The sequence below is a fragment of the Pseudomonas sp. Pseusp49 genome (assembly GCF_059491875.1).
The window spans coordinates 417,392-434,042 of record NZ_CP168514.1 but is presented as its reverse complement, the minus strand read 5'-3'; the positions used below and the strand labels follow the sequence as shown (position 1 = coordinate 434,042).

At 61.6% G+C, this 16,651-nt stretch carries 15 protein-coding genes; 4 read left to right on the top strand and 11 right to left on the bottom strand.

What is annotated here, in order from left to right; genetic code table 11:
• The first annotated feature begins 41 nt into the window (after positions 1 to 41).
• Both ACEN83_RS01795 and asd read left to right on the top strand, forming a co-directional pair.
• Positions 42 to 866, top strand: coding sequence for a rhodanese-like domain-containing protein (locus tag ACEN83_RS01795; RefSeq protein ID WP_116580714.1), 825 nt, complete (start codon positions 42 to 44; stop codon positions 864 to 866).
• A gap of 9 nt (positions 867 to 875) precedes the next feature.
• Positions 876 to 1,736 (top strand): archaetidylserine decarboxylase, encoded by an 861-nt coding sequence (asd, locus tag ACEN83_RS01790; protein ID WP_495579344.1) that lies wholly within the window; start codon positions 876 to 878, stop codon positions 1,734 to 1,736.
• A 128-nt stretch (positions 1,737 to 1,864) separates the two neighbouring features.
• On the opposite strand, the gene serB is transcribed toward asd, so the two are convergent.
• Entirely contained in the window at positions 1,865 to 3,079 is a 1,215-nt protein-coding gene (gene serB / locus ACEN83_RS01785) for a phosphoserine phosphatase SerB (RefSeq protein ID WP_204934689.1), read from the bottom strand.
• Between the two features lie 135 nt (positions 3,080 to 3,214).
• Here serB and ACEN83_RS01780 point away from each other — a divergent pair, with 135 nt between their 5' ends.
• The gene (locus ACEN83_RS01780) at positions 3,215 to 4,732 is read left to right on the top strand and encodes an AhpA/YtjB family protein (RefSeq protein ID WP_495579343.1); all 1,518 of its coding nucleotides are present in this window, start codon (positions 3,215 to 3,217) and stop codon (positions 4,730 to 4,732) included.
• A 257-nt stretch (positions 4,733 to 4,989) separates the two neighbouring features.
• Here the strand turns inward: ACEN83_RS01780 and ACEN83_RS01775 are convergent, their stop codons facing one another.
• The 9 genes from ACEN83_RS01775 to ACEN83_RS01735 form a co-directional block, all read right to left on the bottom strand.
• Complete coding sequence (locus tag ACEN83_RS01775) at positions 4,990 to 5,703, bottom strand: PqiC family protein (RefSeq protein ID WP_116580717.1); 714 nt, start codon at positions 5,701 to 5,703, stop codon at positions 4,990 to 4,992.
• Between the two features lie 175 nt (positions 5,704 to 5,878).
• Complete coding sequence (parC, locus tag ACEN83_RS01770) at positions 5,879 to 8,146, bottom strand: DNA topoisomerase IV subunit A (RefSeq protein ID WP_102698647.1); 2,268 nt, start codon at positions 8,144 to 8,146, stop codon at positions 5,879 to 5,881.
• 7 nt (positions 8,147 to 8,153) lie between these two features.
• Entirely contained in the window at positions 8,154 to 8,678 is a 525-nt protein-coding gene (locus ACEN83_RS01765; protein ID WP_007977469.1) for a retropepsin-like aspartic protease family protein, read from the bottom strand.
• On the bottom strand, positions 8,675 to 9,664 hold the full coding sequence (locus ACEN83_RS01760; RefSeq protein ID WP_495579342.1) for an esterase-like activity of phytase family protein: 990 nt from the start codon (positions 9,662 to 9,664) through the stop codon (positions 8,675 to 8,677). The genes ACEN83_RS01765 and ACEN83_RS01760 overlap by 4 nt, the downstream gene beginning before the upstream one ends.
• Positions 9,664 to 11,568, bottom strand: a complete 1,905-nt coding sequence (gene parE, locus ACEN83_RS01755) for a DNA topoisomerase IV subunit B (RefSeq protein WP_007977465.1) — start codon at positions 11,566 to 11,568, stop codon at positions 9,664 to 9,666. Before parE ends, ACEN83_RS01760 begins: the two co-directional genes overlap by 1 nt.
• 50 nt (positions 11,569 to 11,618) lie before the next feature.
• The gene (locus ACEN83_RS01750) at positions 11,619 to 12,227 is read right to left on the bottom strand and encodes a YqiA/YcfP family alpha/beta fold hydrolase (RefSeq protein ID WP_495579341.1); all 609 of its coding nucleotides are present in this window, start codon (positions 12,225 to 12,227) and stop codon (positions 11,619 to 11,621) included.
• A 175-nt stretch (positions 12,228 to 12,402) separates the two neighbouring features.
• Positions 12,403 to 13,218, bottom strand: a complete 816-nt coding sequence (cpdA, locus tag ACEN83_RS01745) for a 3',5'-cyclic-AMP phosphodiesterase (protein ID WP_495579340.1) — start codon at positions 13,216 to 13,218, stop codon at positions 12,403 to 12,405.
• A 112-nt stretch (positions 13,219 to 13,330) separates the two neighbouring features.
• Positions 13,331 to 13,783, bottom strand: coding sequence for a DUF1249 domain-containing protein (locus ACEN83_RS01740; protein ID WP_007977461.1), 453 nt, complete (start codon positions 13,781 to 13,783; stop codon positions 13,331 to 13,333).
• Positions 13,774 to 14,391, bottom strand: coding sequence for an NUDIX domain-containing protein (locus ACEN83_RS01735; protein WP_495579339.1), 618 nt, complete (start codon positions 14,389 to 14,391; stop codon positions 13,774 to 13,776). The genes ACEN83_RS01740 and ACEN83_RS01735 overlap by 10 nt, the downstream gene beginning before the upstream one ends.
• 223 nt (positions 14,392 to 14,614) lie before the next feature.
• On the opposite strand from ACEN83_RS01735, the gene ACEN83_RS01730 reads away from it, so the two are divergent.
• The gene (locus ACEN83_RS01730; protein WP_104451577.1) at positions 14,615 to 15,361 is read left to right on the top strand and encodes an RsiV family protein; all 747 of its coding nucleotides are present in this window, start codon (positions 14,615 to 14,617) and stop codon (positions 15,359 to 15,361) included.
• Here ACEN83_RS01730 and cytX read toward each other — a convergent pair.
• Complete coding sequence (cytX, locus tag ACEN83_RS01725; protein WP_007977456.1) at positions 15,330 to 16,622, bottom strand: putative hydroxymethylpyrimidine transporter CytX; 1,293 nt, start codon at positions 16,620 to 16,622, stop codon at positions 15,330 to 15,332. The two genes, ACEN83_RS01730 and cytX, sit on opposite strands and share 32 nt — an antisense overlap.
• Positions 16,623 to 16,651: the final 29 nt, after the last annotated feature.

The following is a 16,651-nucleotide window of genomic DNA, read 5'->3' as shown; positions in this document are numbered from 1 at the left end:
GCTGCGCTACAATCCTCCCTTTTGTGCTCTGGAGACCTCACATGTCTGACTTCTCTGGCTTGCCGCTGGTGATCGAGCCGAGCGACTTGCTCCCTCGCCTCGACGCTCGCGAACTGATTCTGGTGGACTTGACCAGTGCCGCCCGCTACGCCGAGGGACACATTCCCGGCGCGCGCTTTGTCGATCCGAAACGCACGCAACTGGGGCAGGCACCCGCCCCGGGACTGATGCCCCCGCAGGCAGCGCTCGAAACGCTGTTTGGCGAGCTGGGACACAATCCCGATGCGGTCTATGTCGTGTATGACGATGAAGGCGGCGGTTGGGCCGGGCGCTTTATCTGGCTGCTGGACGTCATCGGCCACAGCAAGTACCACTATGTCGACGGCGGCCTGACGGCCTGGCTGGCGGAAGGCTTGCCCATGTCAATCCAGATCCCGCCAGCCGTGGGCGGCCCGGTTTCACTGACCTTGCACGACGAACCCACCGCCACCCGTGAGTACCTGCAAAGCCGCCTCGGCGCCGCCGACCTGGCGATCTGGGACGCACGCGGACCGCTGGAGTATTCCGGCGAGAAGGTCCTGGCAGCCAAGGGCGGGCACATTCCCGGTGCGGTCAATTTCGAATGGACCGCCGGCATGGATCAGTCGCGCCAACTGCGCATCCGCACCGACATGCCGCAGATCCTCGAACAACTCGGGATCAGCAAAGACAAAGAAGTGATTACCCACTGCCAGACCCACCACCGTTCTGGCTTCACCTATCTGGTGGCCAAGGCTCTCGGTTATCCGCGGGTCAAGGGCTACGCCGGCTCCTGGGGCGAATGGGGCAACCATCCCGATACCCCGGTAGAAATTCAAGATTTTTAAGGACTGTTAATGAACAAGCGTCTGTTTCTCCTCGGCCAGTACCTGCTGCCCCACAACTTGCTATCGCGATTGGCCGGCTGCATCGCCGAATGCCGCGTGCGCTGGTTCAAGAATGCCTTTACCGCCTGGTTCGCCAAGCGCTATCAGGTGGACATGTCCCAGGCGCTGGTCGAAGACCTGACTGCCTACGAGCACTTCAACGCGTTCTTCACCCGCGCACTGAAAGACGGTGCCCGTCCGCTGGACGAAACGCCGGGCGCGATCCTCAGCCCGGCCGACGGCGCGATCAGCCAGCTCGGCCCGATCGAGCACGGTCGTATTTTCCAGGCCAAGGGCCACAGCTTCAGCGTGCTGGAACTGTTGGGTGGCGATGCGGCGAATGCTGCGCCGTTCATGGGCGGTGACTTCGCGACCATCTACCTGTCGCCGAAGGACTACCACCGCGTGCACATGCCGCTGGCCGGCACCCTGCGCGAGATGGTCTACATCCCGGGTCGTCTGTTCTCGGTCAACCAGACCACCGCTGAAAACGTTCCGGAACTGTTCGCCCGCAACGAGCGTGTGGCGTGCATTTTCGACACCGAGCGCGGCCCGATGGCCGTGGTGCTGGTGGGCGCGATGATCGTGGCCTCGATTGAAACCGTCTGGGCCGGCCTGGTCACACCGCCGAAACGCGAACTGAAAACCTTCCGCTACGACGAAACCGCTCGCGCGCCGATCCATCTGGAAAAAGGTGCGGAACTGGGCCGCTTCAAGCTGGGTTCGACCGCCGTCGTGCTGTTCGGGCCGGATCAGGTGAAGTGGGCTGAGGAGATGACTGCGGGTACAGCGGTACAGATGGGTCAGGGCATGGGCTCACCAAAAGCCTGATCAACGCACATCCCTGTAGGAGCGAGCTTGCTCGCGATGGTCGCCAACGATGACGCGGGCTTCCTGAATGCCCGCGTTGTTCTCAGGTTCATCGCGAGCAAGCTCGCTCCTACAGGTGTTTTGCGGTGTTACAGCTGGCCGTCGCGATCGCGGAAGCCCAGCAGGTACAGCACGCCATCCAGGCCCAGCGTCGAAATGGCCTGTTTGGCCGACTGCTTGACCAGCGGCTTGGCGCGGAACGCCACGCCCAACCCGGCAATCGCCAGCATCGGCAAGTCATTGGCACCGTCGCCGACCGCAATGGTCTGCTCCAGGCGCAAGCCTTCCTTGTGTGCCAGTTCCCTCAGCAAATCCGCCTTGCGCTGCGCATCGACAATTGGCTCGATCGCCACGCCGGTGACTTTGCCGTCGACCACTTCCAGTTCGTTGGCAAACACATAGTCGATACCCAGCTTGGCCTGCAATTGCTTGGCGAAGTAGGTGAAGCCGCCCGACAGGATCGCGGTCTTGTAACCCAGGCGCTTGAGTTCGGCGAACAGGGTTTCCGCCCCTTCGGTCAGGCGCAACGAAGCACCGATGGAGTCCAGCACGCCAACGTCCAGACCTTTGAGCAAGGCCAGGCGTTCCTTGAAGCTGGCGCGAAAATCCAGTTCACCGGCCATTGCCCGCTCGGTGATTTCCGAAACCTTGTCACCCACGCCAGCCGCCTTGGCCAACTCGTCGATCACTTCGGCTTCGATCAGGGTCGAGTCCATGTCGAACACCGCCAGGCGACGGTTACGACGGAACAGCGAATCTTCCTGGAAGGCGATGTCGACGTTCAGTTCCTGGGCGACGCTGAGGAATTCGGCCCGCAGTGCCTGCGGATCAGCCGCCTCGCCACGCACGGAAAACTCGATGCAGCCCTTGCCCTTGTCGGCCGGGGTGTCCAGCGGCATGCGCCCGGACAGACGATCGATGTGATCGATGTTCAGGCCATACTTGGCGGTGATCGAACTCACGGCCTGCAACTGCCCGGCTGTCACCTTGCGGGTCAACAGGGTAACGATGTGGCGCTTTTTGCCCTGGTTGCCGACCCACTGCTGGTAATCCTGTTCGGACACCGGCGTGAAACGCACCTGTTGATCGAGCTCGTAGCCCTTGAACAGGATGTCCTTGAGCACGGACTTGCCTTGTTCGGTATCGGGAATTTCAACCAGGATGCCGAACGACAAGGTGTCGTGGATCACCGCCTGACCGATGTCGAGAATGTTCACACCACCCTGGGCCAGAACGCCGGTAATGGCCGCAGTCAGACCCGGACGGTCGACTCCCGTGATGTTTATCAGGACGATTTCGCGCAAGGCGCACCCCCGCAGGTGGAAAAAAACCGCATTCTACCCACTTTCAGTGACCATCGGGCACCGTGAGCGCTTTGACGGTCTAGGGCCTGTCGCTATACTGCGCGTCAACTTCACGGACAAAAGAGCCGAGCTCAAGTGAACCGGCCCACGCCAGTAAAAACCGATAACTTCTTCCTGCTGATCTTCCGGGCACTGCGCCACCGCCGTGTACCGATTGCATTGCGCATCGCCAGCCATAACGTGATCCTGGTCGCCCTGGCCCTGGTCATCTATGCCGGTGTGATGGGCCTTCAGTTCAAGCAGGCCATGCACGAGCAGGCGGATGCGCTGGGCGAAAGCCTGACGACGCAGACGGCCACTTCGGCCACGGAGCTGTTGGTGTCCAACGACATCCTCAGCCTCAATGTGCTGCTCAATAACCTGACCAAGAACAAGCTGGTGGCCCACGCCGCCATCTACAGTCCGGACAACCGCATCCTTGCCGAATCCGGCCAACGTCCCAAGCATGGCCTGCTGGGCGAAGCCGAAGGCATGTACCAGAGCAAGATCACCTTCCAGGACGTGACCGCCGGGCAATTGCGCATCAGCCTGGACATGGACCAGTTTCAGCAGCCGATGACCATCAGCCTGCAAAGCATGGGCATCCTCAGCGCCATCCTGCTGGCCCTGTCCCTGGCCCTGAGCCTGCGCATGGGGCGTTATCTCTCGACGCCCCTGCTGCAATTGCGGGTGTGGCTGCGCAATATCGATGAATACACCCCGGCCACCGACCGCCAGGACGAAATCGGCGACCTGGCGCGCCAGCTGCACGCCAACTTCGCCCCGGAGCCAGCCCCTGTGCCGGAACCGGAGCCGGAATTCGACGACGCCGATGACGAGGCCGACCCGACCTTCGAAGTCCGCAACCTGCGCGATCCGAGTTTCGACGAGAGCCGCCCGGTAGCGGCGCTCAAGCCAGCGCCACGACAGATCGTCAGCACCGTCGAAGACGACGATGACGAAGACCCGTTCGCCGATCTGCGCGACGAGTCGCTGGACAGCACCCCGCAACCGGTGATTCGCAAGGCCACGCCGAGCGTGCCGCAACACAGCGCGGTACTGGCGGTGCAACTAGGTTCCCAGGAGCAACTGCGACGCCTGCCGCGGGCGCGACTTGAAGAACTGCTGGAGCGCTATCGCGATTGCCTCGACCAGGCCGCATCGCTGTATCAAGGCGAAGTGGAGACCTTGAACGATGGCAGCACGCTGATGCTGTTCCACACCGAAGACAGCGGCGACGATTACCTGACCAACGCCATTTGCTGTGGTGAGCTGCTGCGAGCCCTGGGCCACCAGCTGCAGATCGAAGTCGCGGACAGCGGCATCACCCTGCAATTGCAGCTGGGCCTGACCCTGGGCGACGAACTGTTCGGCCTGAGCCAGATCGACCTGTTGCTGACCGACCCTGCCCAGGACGCCCTGGCCCTGTCGCAGCACAGCCGCAACCTGCTGCTGGTGGAGCGCAAGATCAGTGACGACGCGTTGATCCGCCAGCGCGCACGGATCCGCCCGATTGCCAGCCCTGAAGGTGCATGCTGCGTGGAGCGGTTGATGGAGCCGTATCCATCGATGCTTGAACGGCAACTGGCGCGCATGCACGAACGCCGGGCGTAAACCTTAGGCCCGGCCACAATGAAGCCCGCAGATGAGTGATCGTCTGCGGGCTTTTTTGTTGTCTGTGCTGACGCCTTCGCGGGCAAGCCCGCTCCCACAGGTTCAAGGGCGTTCACATAATTTGTGTACGACGCGGACACTGTGGGAGCTGGCTTGCCAGCGAAGAGGCCGGAACTGACGCCAGATATCCCCAGCCGGCAGAAACAATAAAGCCCGCACAAGGCGGGCTTTATTGGGGGAACAGCTTGAGTCGAAGCTTAGAAGCGGAACACTTCCATATCCGTACGAATAGGCGCAGCCATCGGGATCTTCGGCTGCTTTTCCTGTTCTACCGCAGGTGCTGGCGCCTTGGCTGGCGCTTTACGCGGGGCTTCGGCGATCGGCGGCTGATTGGCCAGCGGCTTGAGCGCCACCGACAATTGCTCGGCCAGGCGTTGCAGCAACACGCCCTGCGCCTGTACCTGAGCCGCCGTACTACCGGCATGCTGTTCCTGCAAATGGATGATGCGGTTGTCGCGGACCTGCCCGCGACGGTCGATCAGGCGCCATTGGGCATCGAGGATCGCCGGTTGCTTTGCACCCGAATCCAGGCGCGTGATGGTCAGCAGCACCTGAACGTCCGGGGTGAACCCCAATGTTGCCGGGGCCAGCACTACGCGCTGGCTGTCCAGGTGACCTGCGACCTGACGCAGCAGCAACTGATCGATATCCGACGAAAGGCTGCCGGCCCAACGACCGTCGGTCGATGCTTGCAAGCTGCCATCCGGCTGACGCTGCAACAGGGTTTCGCGCTGCAGGTAGTCGGCCACGGTAACCGGGCCCAACAATACCGCCATGCCCGCGTTCTGTGCAGGCTGAACCGGGGTTCCAGCGTCCAGCTGATACAACGACACCGGTTGGTGAACGCTGCAACCCGCCAGGCCAAGAATGCCGGCGAGCATAAGAATAAAAGGAAGGCGCAGAGCAGTCATCGTCCCATCCAGGTGATCGCTAAAAGGCTGATCACAGTGAAAATACTCAACAAATATGAAGAACGCGCGGCAGTGCCGGCGCTTGAAAGGCCATATCATCCGTGAATATTCGTTCCGACTCCAGCGCAAAGCGCCGAACTACGGGTTAAATCGTAGTTCGGCGCTTCTAAGTCGCCTAATTGAGGTTTTCGACGAGCAGCGCATCTACCCGCTGGAAGCCACGCGGCAGCTTGTTGCCGCGACGGCCACGTTCACCCTTGTAGTGTTCGAGGTCGTCCGCTTTCAGTGACAAGGTACGTTTCCCGGCCTGCAACACCAGTGTTGCACCGTCCGGCAATACGGCGATGTCCGTCACATACTCTTCGCGACTGGCCACTCGCTCACCGGGAATCCCGATGATCTTGTTGCCTTTGCCTTTTCCTAATTGTGGCAGGTCGCTGATCTTGAAGATCAACAGGCGACCTTCGGTCGTCACCGACGCCAGCCAGTTCTGTTCACGATCGGCCACAGGGCGCGGCAGCATGACCTTGGCGTTGTTCGGCAGGCTCAGCAGGGCCTTGCCCGCCTTGTTCTTGGCTTGCAGGTCCTCGCCCTTGACCACGAAACCGTAGCCGGCGTCGGAGGCGATCACGTACAACGCGTCATCTTCCGGCATCAGAACGCATTCGAAACTCGCTCCAGGCGGCGGCGTCAGGCGGCCGGTCAGCGGTTCGCCCTGGCCACGGGCCGACGGCAAGGTATGGGCGGCCACCGAATAACTGCGGCCGGTGGAGTCGATAAACACGGCAAACTGGTTGGAACGCCCGGCGGCCAGCGCCTTGAAACCGTCCCCGGCCTTGTAGGAAAGCCCGGTGGCATCGATCTCGTGGCCTTTGGCGGAACGAATCCAGCCTTTTTCCGACAATACGACCGTCACTTTCTCGTTCGGCAGCAGATCGTGCTCGGTCAGGGCCTTGGCTTCGGCGCGCTCTACGATAGGCGACCGGCGGTCGTCACCGTAGGTTTCGGCGTCCTTGATCAGCTCGGTGCGCACCAGCTTTTTCAGCTTGGCTTCGCTGCTCAGCAGGGCTTGCAGCTTGGCTTGTTCCTTGAGCAGTTCATCCTGCTCGGCACGCAGTTTCATTTCTTCCAGTCGCGCCAACTGACGCAAACGGGTATCGAGGATGTAGTCGGCCTGGATCTCGCTCAGGGCGAAGCGTTCGATCAGTTTGGCCCGTGGATGCTCCTCGGTACGGATGATGTGGATCACTTCATCCAGATTGAGGTAGGCAATCAGCAAACCGTCCAACAGGTGCAGGCGACGCTCGACCTTGTCGAGGCGGAATTGCAGGCGACGACGCACGGTCTGCACCCGGAACTCCAGCCATTCGACCAGCAACGCGCGCAGGTTTTTCAGCTGCGGCTTGCCGTCCAGGCCGATGATGTTGATGTTGACCCGGTAGCTCGACTCCAGCTCGGTGCTGGCGAACAGGTGTTGCATCAGCGCATCGTGGTCGAAGTTCTTGCGCGCCCCCGGAATGATCACGATCCGGCACGGGTTTTCATGGTCGGATTCGTCGCGCAGGTCGGCGATTTGCGGGGCCTTGGACGGCTTGGCCTGCATCATCGCGGCGATCTGTTCCAGCACCTTGGCGCCCGAGACCTGATGCGGCAACGCGGTGACGATGATGTCGCCGTCTTCGATGTGATACACGGCACGCATGCGCACCGAACCGCGACCGGTTTCGTAGATTTTCAGCAGGTCGGCGCGCGGGGTGATGATTTCCGCTTCGGTCGGGTAGTCCGGGCCCTGGATGTGTTCACAGAGCTGTTCGACCGTGGCCTTGGGCTCATCGAGCAAACGCACGCACGCCGTGGCGACTTCGCGCAGGTTGTGCGGCGGCACGTCGGTGGCCATGCCCACGGCGATGCCGGTGGTGCCGTTGAGCAGGATGTTCGGCAAACGGGCCGGCAGGACCAGCGGCTCGTCCAGCGTGCCGTCGAAGTTCGGCCCCCAGTCCGCCGTGCCTTGGCCCAGCTCGCTGAGCAGCACTTCGGAATAACGCGACAGCCGCGCTTCGGTGTAACGCATGGCGGCGAAGGACTTGGGATCATCCGGCGCACCCCAGTTGCCCTGGCCATCGACCAGCGTGTAGCGATAGCTGAACGGCTGGGCCATCAGGACCATGGCTTCGTAGCAGGCCGAGTCGCCGTGGGGGTGGAATTTACCGAGCACGTCACCGACGGTACGCGCCGATTTCTTGTGCTTGGAATCGGCATCCAGCCCCAGCTCGCTCATGGCGTAGACGATACGCCGCTGTACCGGTTTCAGACCGTCGCCGATATGCGGCAGGGCACGGTCCATGATCACGTACATGGAGTAGTTGAGGTAGGCATTTTCGGTGAAGTCAGCCAATGACCGGCGTTCTACACCGTCCAGGCTGAGATCAAGGGAGTCGCTCATGCGGGCCTCATCGGTTCGTTGTCTGGCGCAGCAGCATGGTGCCACCGCGCTGGGTAAATTCAAGTTTGTTCAGTGCGCTCATGCCGAGCAGCACCTGATCGCCGTGCAGCCCCGGAGCCACCAGTGCGCGCACATCCCGCAGCACGATGTCGCCCAGTTGCAGCCGTTCAATACGGGTGCGATAGCCCTGGCTCAGGCCATTGGCCGTACTCAGGGTCACGCCGAATCCTTCTTCGAGCTTCAAACGCTTGGCCAGGTCCGCCGGAATCGACACATCGGTCGCCCCGGTATCGAGCATGAAGTCCACCGGCTGGCCGTTGATCTGACCGCTGGCAACGAAATGCCCCTGCACATTGCTGACCAGTTTCACCTCGATGAAACCTTCGCCCTGCTCCGAGCTGACTACCACGTTCGGATTTTGCTGTCGTGCTTCCCACTGGCCGAAAAACCGCGTGGCCAGAAACAGCGCTGCGCACCAGGCCAGCACCATGAACACCCGGCCGATGCGCTGCCCCGGCGTTTGTCGGCTCATGGCTTGGCACTCCAGCCACCTTCCGGCGCAGCGAAACGCCAGACCACCGGACGCACTTCGCCATCGACACGGGCGCCAAAATTGTTGTCAACGCCAATCCAGGCGCCATCGGCATCCACGATCAACGCCTCTTCCAACCCGTAGTTCTGTGGATAACGACGGTTTTCCTGCAACAACTCCGCGGCATAGGACCAGCAGCGCTCGACCCTGGCCGTTTGCGGATCCCGGCGACAAATCTGATAGGCGTTGCGTTCAAGGGTGAACAGCTTGCCGTTGAACAGCGACAGGTCAGAGAAATCCTGCGAGACAGCTTTGGCGTGGGGAAACTGCTCGGGTTGCATTTCCATGCCCGCCTCGCTCAGCAGCACGCAGCCACCGTCGCAATCCCACAACGTCTGTTTGCGCTTGACCATCAACAGCCCGCGACCTTGACGCTCGGCAGCGAGCCACATCTGATCGCCCGCCGGATTGATCGCCAGCCCTTCGAACAGCGCATTGAATTGCAGCAACAGACCTCTGGCCCGCGCCTCGCGAACCATCATCGGCGAAATTTTCAACCAGGTAGCAGGCCCCGTTGGCGGCACTTGCAAGACAGCGGCATGCCCTTCGCTGACGATGTAGCGATTGCCGGCGCTGTCGCAGGTGATGCCTTCGAAGTCCAGATCGCCGCCACGCACGAACGAAGCCCCCCAGACACTAGACTTCAACCCCCAGGGCAAGCCGCTGTCGGGCACCGGCGGCACGTCAATGTGCACCGCTTCGGCCTGCCAGGCAGGTCCGCGGGTATCGAGGCGATAGATCTGGTCATCGTCGCGGTCGGAAACTGCCCACAGGTCATTGCCGCACTGCGCCAGCCCGGACAGGTTGCCGCCACGCATACTGTCGACGACATGCCCGGACAACAGGCGCAGCTGTGGCGCCGGCTCGGCAGATACCGTAATCGACGTCAGCAGCAACGCACAGGCCAGGGCAAAGCCCAGACGCATCAGCCCAGTACCTCGGCCAGGTTGCCCTTGGACTCCAGCCAGGTCTTGCGATCACCGGCGCGTTTCTTCGCCAGCAGCATGTCCATCATTTCCGAGGTCGCCTCGAAATCTTCCAGGGTCAACTGCACCAGACGCCGAGTGTTCGGGTCCATGGTGGTTTCACGCAACTGCGGCGGGTTCATTTCACCCAGGCCTTTGAATCGGGTGACCTGCGGCTTGCCGCGCTTCTTCTCGGCTACCAAACGATCAAGGATGCCATCGCGTTCGGCTTCATCCAGGGCGTAGTAGATTTCCTTGCCCAGGTCGATGCGGTACAGCGGCGGCATGGCCACGTAGACGTGACCGGCATCAACCAGCGGGCGGAAATGCTGGACAAACAAGGCACACAGCAAGGTCGCGATGTGCAGACCGTCGGAGTCGGCGTCGGCGAGGATGCAGATCTTGCCGTAGCGCAGTTGGCTCATGTCGGCAGCGCCCGGGTCGACACCGATCGCGACGGCGATGTTGTGCACTTCCTGGCTGGCCAGCACTTCGCTGCCGTCGACTTCCCAGGTGTTGAGGATCTTGCCGCGCAACGGCAGGATCGCCTGGAATTCTTTGTCCCGCGCCTGCTTGGCCGAGCCGCCGGCGGAATCACCTTCCACCAGGAACAGCTCGGAACGCATCGGGTCCTGTCCGGCACAGTCGGCCAGCTTGCCCGGCAGCGCCGGGCCCTGGGTAATGCGTTTGCGCTCGACCTTCTTGCTGGCCTTGAGGCGACGGCCGGCGTTGTTGATCGCCAGTTCCGCCAGCAGCATGCCGGTTTCCGGGTGAGCATTGAGCCACAGGCTGAACGCATCCTTGACCACACCGGAGACGAACGCCGCCGCTTCGCGGGACGACAGGCGCTCCTTTGTCTGGCCGGAAAATTGCGGCTCCTGCATCTTCATCGACAGTACGAAGGCAATGCGTTCCCAGACGTCTTCCGGCGCCAGCTTCACGCCGCGCGGCAACAGGCTGCGGAATTCGCAGAACTCGCGCATGGCGTCGAGCAGGCCTTGGCGCAAGCCGTTGACGTGGGTACCGCCCTGGGCGGTCGGGATCAGGTTGACGTAGCTTTCCTGTACCGCGTCGCCACCTTCAGGCAGCCACAGCAGCGCCCAATCCACCGCTTCCTTATTACCGGCCAGGCTGCCGCAGAACGGCTCGTCCGGCAGGCGCTCGAATTCGCTGACCGCGTCCACCAGGTAGGAACGCAGGCCGTCTTCGTAATGCCATTCGACTTTTTCGCCGGTGGCCTTGTCTTCAAAACTGACCAGCAGCCCCGGGCACAACACGGCCTTGGCCTTGAGCACGTGCTTGAGGCGGCTGATGGAGAATTTCGGGGAGTCGAAGTATTTCGGATCCGGTGCGAAGAACACACTGGTGCCGGTGTTGCGTTTGCCGACAGTGCCGACGATCTCCAGTTCGGTGGCCTTGTAGCCATCCTTGAAGGTCATCTGGTACTCGTTGCCGTCACGCTTGACCCGCACCCGCACTTCGGTGGACAAGGCGTTGACCACGGAAATACCCACCCCGTGCAAACCGCCGGAGAACTGGTAGTTCTTGTTGGAAAACTTGCCACCAGCATGAAGCTTGGTGAGGATCAACTCGACGCCCGAAACGCCTTCCTCAGGGTGAATGTCCACCGGCATGCCACGGCCGTCATCGCTGACTTCCAGGGAATGGTCGGCATGCAGGATCACCTGTACCGATGAGGCATGTCCGGCCAAGGCTTCGTCGACACTGTTGTCGATGACTTCCTGGGCAAGGTGGTTCGGCCGACTGGTGTCGGTGTACATGCCGGGGCGTTTGCGCACCGGGTCGAGGCCCGAGAGGACTTCGATGGCGTCGGCGTTATAAGAGCTAGCGCTGGGAGTGGCCATGGGGTCTCGTCGTCAGTGTTCGGTGAAAAAAGAATTCATGGGGCTATCGCTCACAATGCGCTGAAATCGATTGCCTGATACAAATCGGCGCCGATGCCGGCAAAACTCAACATGGCCGGCAGTCGCGTGGCAAAACCCTGGAAACTGTGGTCGCCACCGGCCTGGATACGCAAGGCGCATGCCCGGTAATACTGCTGGGCGAGACGATAGTCCAACGTTTCGTCAGCTGTCTGCAACCATACCTGATAACGCTGCGGATCCCGGGGTGCCGGCACTTCCAGCTCGGCCAGGGCCGTCACGTGGTCGTGGGTCAATTCCCAGGCCTCTTCGGTATACAGGTTTTTCTGCGTCCCCAGATAGCCGTCGAACATCCGGTGAGGGCTGACGGCAGGGTTGATCAACAGGGCTTTCAAGCCATGGCGCTCGGCCAGGTGAGTGGCATAGTAGCCGCCGAGGGAGCTGCCGACCAGCAGTGGCCGCCCCAGTTCGGCGATCGCCTGCTCCAGCTGGGCAATCGCCTGGCGCGGGTGATGGTGCAATGCCGGAACGCGCAACTGTTCACTCAGGCCCAGACGTTCCATCACCTCGATCAACTGGCAGGCCTTCTTCGACAACGGCGAGCTGTTGAAGCCGTGGATATAAAGGATCGAACCGGACATTTGAGTTCCCTGTACGTCGGTAAAAAGGCGCAGTTTACAGGGACTCGGACGCGTTGGGTGCCGATGAAATGCGATCCCTGTAGGAGCTGCCGCAGGCTGCGATCTTTTGATTTTGATTTTTCAAGATCAAGAGATCGCAGCCTCGTTGCACTCGACAGCTCCTACAAGGGATGTATCAGTAGCCGTTGGAGCCGTAATCCACGGTGAAATCGAACCCGGTGACCCGCTCTACCCCGGTTTCCAGCCCCCCATCGGGCAGCAGTCGCAACCAGCGATACCCCGGTGCCTGTTCCCCGACCTTGAAATCCTCGCTGCCCGGCTCGAACTGGATGCAGGTCGAGGGTGAGGCGATCAAACGTACACCGTTGCGCCTCTGATCGATTTCCTGGTGCACATGCCCCCACAACACCGCGCGCACCTGCTCGAATCGGTCCAGCACGGCGAACAACGCCTCGGGATTGCGCAAGCCAATCGGTTCCATCCAGGCACAACCGATGGACACCGGGTGATGGTGGAAGCACACCAGATGATGGCGTTCCGGCGCTTCGCTCAGCGAGCGGGCGAGCAACTGCAGCTGTTCATCCTGCAAATATCCCGGCACCGAGCCCGGCACCGCCGAATCGAGCATCGTGACCCGCCAGTTGCCGATATCCACCACCGGCTCGAGCAAAGCGCTCTGCACCGCCGCCTCGGCCATGATCTGCGGCTCATCGTGATTGCCGGGAATCCAGCGTGCCGGCGCATCGAGCTGGCGCGTCATCTCGCGAAATTGTCGGTAGGACGCCAGCGTCCCGTCCTGGGACAGATCACCCGTGGCCAGGATCAAATCGATCCGCGGCTGTTGCGCGCGCACCAGTTCGATGACCTTTTGCAGGCTGTCGCAGGTATTCATGCCCAGCAACGCACCGTCCGCTTCGGCAAACAGATGGCTGTCGGAGAGTTGCACCAGCAACGCCGGATCGGCGGTGGTCAATGTGGATACGCTCGGCAAGGCGTTCTCCCAGGGCGTGATCACGGGGATGGGTAAGTGCCGCAATTATGCTGGGGGACGATCGAAAGGGGAAATCCGTGAACCTGACGCAGTTCACAACTGCGCTTCACGGTTAACGTACGACTTCGTACTCATGCCCCAGCGCCAGGCAATGGCTCAGCCATTCGCCCAGAAACATGTTCAGCTGGGCCTTTTCGTCCGGCTGGTGCATCGAGGCGTTCGGGTAAGGATAGATGCCGCGAAAGCGTCGTGCATGTTCGGCGCTGACCACTTCGGCCATGCGCGCGTCGTGATAGACCTGCACTTCCAGTTGCGGCACCGGCAGCCACGGCAGGCTGTGCTCCTGGCGCACTTGCAGGGTCGTGGTGTAAGGACAGGTCAGCAATACCTCCAGGGCCAGCACGCCGAGCATCTGGTCGCCATGGGTCACGGCGATGCGCCGCGCGGCAGGCTCGCTGCGCATGTCCGGCAGCAGTCGCATCAGGCGCGCGTAGTTCGCCTCGCAGGACGCTTGCAGCCCCACCAGATCTACCCGATAGCGATCGCGCAGCTTGTTTACGACCATAACCCCCTCACTTCAACGCGGTTCAAAGCCAGCCATTGCAAGGCAATGATGCTCGCCGCGTTGGCAATACGCCCGTCGCGCACGGCTTGCAGGGCATCTTCGAAAGCCCAGACCGTGACGCGGATGTCTTCTGCCTCTTCCTCCAGCCCATGCAGGCCGCCAACCCCGGTAGTGTCACAACGCCCCAGGTACAAATGCACGAATTCGTTACTGCCGCCCGGCGATGGAAAATATTTGAGCATCGGCCAGAGCGCCCCGATTTCCAGCCCAGCTTCCTCCTGCGCTTCGCGGTGAGCAACTGCTTCCGGCACTTCATCCTTGTCGATCAGACCAGCGACCAGTTCGATCAGCCAAGGGTTGTCGGCCTTGCCCATGGCGCCGACGCGAAACTGCTCGATCAGCACCACTTCATCGCGCTGCGGATCGTAAGGCAACATGCAGACCGCATCATGGCGAACGAACACTTCACGATTGATCTCACGGCTCATGCCCCCGGCGAACAATTCGTGGCGCAAGTGCACGCGTTCGAGCTTGTAGAAGCCCTCGTAGCATTTTTCGCGCCGCACGATATCAACGGCGGTCGGAATGGCGCTGGCAAAATCCGTCATGACAATCCTCGTGACTGCGAATCCTGAACGAGGCTCCTTCTTCCTGGGCCTCGACTTCGCGCCATCCTAACGCGCCCGTGATGTTTGATGCAGCCCCTTTCCCGTCAGCGGGATGGACGGTGAAGGCGAAACCCTCTCTAATTAGCTTAGTGGCGAACTGATTGCTTTGTTGAGAGTCGAAGCCGGTAACTTTTTGCCTTCCCCTGTTTCAGAAAGGACGCCCATGTCGCTTTTCAAAATCGCCTCCGTGGCCGCCATCGCCTTGACCCTGGGCGCTTGCGCGAGCCTGTTCCAGCCCAACTACCGGACGCCGCTGGAAACCACCCGCGACGCTTCCGAGCAACTCAAGCCCGGTTGCAGCAACCCGGAATGCCCGCTGGTCAACATCGACACCCTGCACTTTCCGGACGAGCCTGCCCTGGACGGCATCATCGAAAAACGGCTGCTGCAAATGACCCGCACCTCGCCCGACGCGCCGGTCGCCCCGACCCTGGCAGCCTATCGCGAAGAGTTTTTGCGCACCGCCGGCCCGCGCAACAGCAGCTATCTGCAAGCGAAGGTACGTGAGCAGCATGACGGCTTGGTGATCATCGAATTGTCCAGCTACCTGGACACCGGCGGTGCCCATGGCACGCCGGGGCGGGGTTTCATCAACTACTCGCGCCAGCAGCATAAAGTGCTGACGTTGTCCGACATGTTGGTGCCGGGACAGGAAGACGCGTTCTGGAAAGCCGCGCAAGTGGCGCACAACAGCTGGCTGATCAGCACCAAGCTCGATCAGGAACCGGAGTTCGTCAAGAGCTGGCCGTTCCAGAAAACCCAGAACGTGGCGCTGACCTACGGCGGGGTGATCCTCAAGTACGAAACCAGCACCATTGCGCCTTACGCGCTGGGCCATGTCGAACTGAAGATCCCCTACCCTCGCCTGAACGGCATCATCAAGCCCGAGCTGTTTCCCGGCCGTAACTGAAGGCCCGGCCCAGTACCAGCTGCAGCAACCCTGCCAGGACCAGCGCCGGCAGGGTCGCACCCACGTCCGGATACAGGTTGGCGAGCAGATGGTAAGTGCTGATCCCACCCAGCCAGGCCAGCAGCGCCGGCCAGCGCAAAGCGGCTGAAGCCACCTGGCCACTGCGCTTGCGCAGGATGAAGTGGTCCACCAGCACTACGCCGAACAACGGCGCAAACACCGAACCGATCAGCAGCAGGAAGTTCTGGTACTGGGCCAATGGCGCCAGCAGGGCAATCAGCGTGCAGATAACGCCGATGGCCAGGGCCAGATGCTCGACTTTGGCACGCAACAGAATCCCGCTGGACACCGCCGCCGAGTGAATATCGGCAAAGGCGTTTTCCGATTCATCCAGAAGAATCAGCAGCAGCGGAATCCCCAGGCCGGCCCCGGCCAGCGCCAGCAGCAAGGCATTGACTTCACCGCTCGGCGCGAATGCCAGGGTGTAGGCCACGCCCAGGCTCATCAGCCAGAAGTTACCGATGAAGAATCCGATGGCGGTGCCACCGAAGACGTTTTTCGCCCGTTTGCCGAACCGCGAGTAATCGGCGATCAGCGGCAGCCAGGAAAGCGGCATGGCAATGGCGATGTCGAAACCCACGGCGAACGGCATCGAACCGTCACCGGCCTGGGCCCACAATGCAGCCAGGTCAGCCTTGGCGAACAGGTTCCAGGTCAGCCAGATGCACGCGGCCAGCAGCAGCCAGATACCCCACTTGCGCAGGATCTGCCGGACGAAAGTCAGCGGGCCACTGACCGCCAACAGGGTCGCCAGGGCGCCGAAGAACAGGGTCCAGAGCAGCGGATTGGACAGCAGGCTGCCTTCGCTGAAGGCCTTCGCGCCCAACAGGCTGGCGGCATCGCGCATGACAATGATTTCGAACGAACCCCAACCGATCAGTTGCAGCAGGTTCAGCACTGCCGGCAGGCTCGCCCCCTTGGCACCGAGGCTGAGCTTGAGCGCGGCCATCGACGACAGGCCGGTGTCACTGCCAATCACCCCGACCGCCGCCAGCAGCAGAACGCCGACCAGGGTGCCGAGGAAAATCGCCAGCAACGAACCAGACAGGCCCAGGCCCGGCGCGAGCAACGCGCCGGTCTGCAACACCATCAGGCCGATGCCGAGGGAGAACCACAGGGAAAACAGATCGCGACCGCCGAACACACGTTTGTCGGTTGGCACCGCGATGTCGGGGGAGTAAGTGCTGGGTTGAATGCTCAAGGGTGTTATCTCAGAGGGACATTTGTTGT